Below are 3,113 nucleotides of genomic sequence, written 5' to 3'. Positions count from 1 at the left end.
GACAAAGCCATCACCATCGTCAGCTTCGAAGACCTTACCCAGCAGATGGAGCGGCGTGCGCACATGCTGAGCGTCGCAGCGTGCTTCAGCCACGCCGACCTCAAGACAGCGACGGGCGCGCCCGCCCCGGACCCCGAGCTGATCCGCAAGGAGAGCACCACGAGGTACGTCACGACCGACGCGTCGGGCAACATGACCGCCAGGACGATGGACCTGTTCGGGTCGCCACGCATCCTGGAGACGCAGGTCACCAAGATGAAGGAGCTGCGTAACCAGCAGCCGCACCTCTCCATCGCGCAGCTTCGCGCGATCGACCTCCGCATCAACAAGCGGATCAGCGACCTGGTGCTCAAGGGGTACTCCCTCGACGCCGCCACCTTCCAATGCGTGGAGAAGAGCCCCGAGCTGTACTCCACCGCCGGCCTGCCCGTCTCCGACAAGCCGAGCGAGTCGCCGAGCGGCGCGAGCACGAGCAACGGCAAGAAGCGCGCGGCCGACCGCACGCCTGAGGAGGCCGTGGCCGCCATGAAGAGGACGCTCGAGCAGAAGGAGCGCGAGCTCGCCAACATCAAGAACGGCAAGAACCGCGGCGGCAAGGGCCAAGGCCGTGGCGCCAACAGCGGAGGACGCGGAACCCCGCACCCTCCCGCCGGCCCGCCCCCTCCAGGTACGCCTCGCGTGGAGTGCCCTCCGAACATCTGCAAGGAATTCAATTTCTGGCAGTCGGGGTGCTCGAGAGGAGATGCATGCAAGCACGACCATATCTGCTGCAAGTGCGGCGGAGATCACCCTTACATCAAGGGCAATCACTGAGCGCTGCACGCGGCGCGCGCGCAGCGGCCAGCAAGCATCGCGACTGCGACGGGAGCACGCCTGCATGCATGCACGGCGGAGAGGCCGAACCCGGCACCCCGGAAATTCATCGGAGAAGGAGCCGAAGCCGGCACCCTTGCACACGCACGGCGCAGGGAAGGGATGAGCTATGAGAGTGGTGTCACCAGCTGCACGCAACCTCGTACTTACACCCGCGTGTATGTTCGTGTCGAGTGTGCACGCAGTTGAAGTCCCACTAGTGGCCTTTGACACACTCGTCCGAGGCCTCCCCGCAAGCAACATCGAGCAACACAGGCCCGTGTTCCAGGCCGCCGTTACGTCGCTTCGAGGCATGATGACGGCGACGGGACCGTACGAGCGCCCGACCCGCAGCCGAGCGCTGCACCCCTTCGTCCAACGCGACTTTCCCGAGATTCGGCGCGATAAGCTCGAAGGGAAGATCCTAAGCCGCAACGAGTTTGCGCAGGCCGCAGCGCGGCGACCATCCCCGCTCGCCGAGCTCGACAAGGCGGCCGCAGCGTCCCTCGACCAGGATCTCAAAGCAGCCATCGACCACCACGTGGCCGAGCACGACGCCGTGCCGGCGCAGAGGGAGGAGCGCTTGCGCGTGCTGCGCAAGGTCGCCGACTCCCTCAGCCCGCTCCGAGCCACCCTCGACGCATGCAAGTGTGAGACGGCGCGATTGATCGCCGCCGACTTCAATGCCGCTTGGGTAGCGGCCCTCATCGACGCGATGCAGTGGCCCGATGTGCGCATGCCGCTGCTCTACATTATCGGCTTCCCAGTCGTGTTCGACATACCCGACTCGGGCGTCTTTAGAGCAGCATACCAACCAGCCGAGATTCCGCCGGAGGAGTTCATGCTAGCCAACACTCGGGTCGTCACTGCTATCGCCGACGAGATCGAGCGATCTGCCAAGCAAGGCGACGCCGAGCAACGCGAGCGCAGGCAACAATGCTGGCAGCGTACGGAGGAGGAGATCGCTGAAGGCCTCGTGCAAGGGCCCTTCTCGCGCGCCAGAATGGACAAAAAGTATGGACGGGGCCGCTGGCGATGCCTCGGACGCAGCGCCATCAAGCAGAAGAACAAGTGGCGTTGCATCGACAACGGAAAGCGGGCCAAACACAACCGCGCGACGACGCTCCACGAGCGCATCACGTGCGGCAGAGCCGACTTTCCCATCATGATCGCGCGCGAATTCGCGAGGCGCCTAGGGGGCATCCACAAGAGACGTCGCCTGCGCATGTCGCACGGCACGGAAGATCTCCGCGCCGCGTACAGGCACGTCCCAACGTCGCAGCCGCAGTTTACATGCGTCGCAGTATGGAACCCGCACGCGAAGAAGGTCCAATACTGCGAAGTCCCAGGGCACAACTTCGGACTCAAGTCGGCAGTCGTGAACTTCAACCGATGCCCCGAGCTCACCACAGCAGCCGCCCGTCGGCTCCTATGGGTAGTCAGCGAGCACTATTACGACGACAATGACGTGTGCGAACCCACGAGCGCCCGCCTGTCAGGCCAGAATTGCCTGGTCGAGCTCAACTCTGCGCGCTTTGCAGGGTTCCCGTACGACCCAGCGAAGCGATCAAGCATGGCGACGACCAACGAATACCTCGGCGTCGAATCCTCGTTTGCACGGATCACGGAGAGCGTGCTTACAATGCATGTCACGAAAAAGCGCCGAGCAAAACTGCGCGAGCTTGTCAACGAAGTTTGGCATGCAAACGAGCTACGAAGTGGTCTCGCAAGCTCCATCTTCGGCAAAGCCGGCTTCATGATGTCCCCCTGCTACAGCAGCCTCGGGCGCGCGTGCCTACACCCAATCAAGACAAGGGAATACCAGCCGCGCATGACCGAGATCACGACCGACATCGCCGAATCGCTCGAATTCATCCAATTCGTCTGCGACCACCTCCCGGCGCTGGAGCTGCCGCTCGAGCCCCCGACAGACACGCGCCCTGTGATTATCTTCACGGACGCCGAAGGCAAGAAAAGGAACAGGAGTGGCACGCGCCCCCCATCCGGACACGTCGGCTTTGTGGTCTACCACCCGATACACGGCACCGTGCACGCGCATGCCAAAGTCCCCGACGAGCTCGTGAAGCTCTTCGACGACTGTAAGCAGCGAGATACTTACATCGGGCAATTCGAGCTGATCGCGGCGATTACGCCCTTCATCAGCTTACCCAGAGAGTGGTTTGTTGGGCGCCCAGTCGAGCTGTGGATCGACAACAGCGGCGCGATAGGAGCGCTACTCAACGGGTACTCCGGAGTCCCCG

2 protein-coding genes are annotated in these 3,113 nt (G+C 63.3%); both read left to right on the top strand.

What is annotated here, in order from left to right; all coding sequences use genetic code 11:
• Window positions 1-813: hypothetical protein (locus AC3LB0_RS05900; RefSeq protein WP_488650236.1), on the top strand; the 813-nt coding region annotated here is incomplete at its 5' end.
• A 352-nt stretch (window positions 814-1,165) separates the two neighbouring features.
• The coding region (locus AC3LB0_RS05895) for a hypothetical protein (protein ID WP_488650235.1) at window positions 1,166-3,113 on the top strand (1,948 nt) is incomplete at its 3' end.

Source organism: Candidatus Limnocylindrus sp. (assembly GCF_040397235.1).
GTDB lineage: Bacteria > Chloroflexota > Limnocylindria > Limnocylindrales > Limnocylindraceae > Limnocylindrus.
This window is presented reverse-complemented; position numbering and strand designations above follow the sequence as displayed.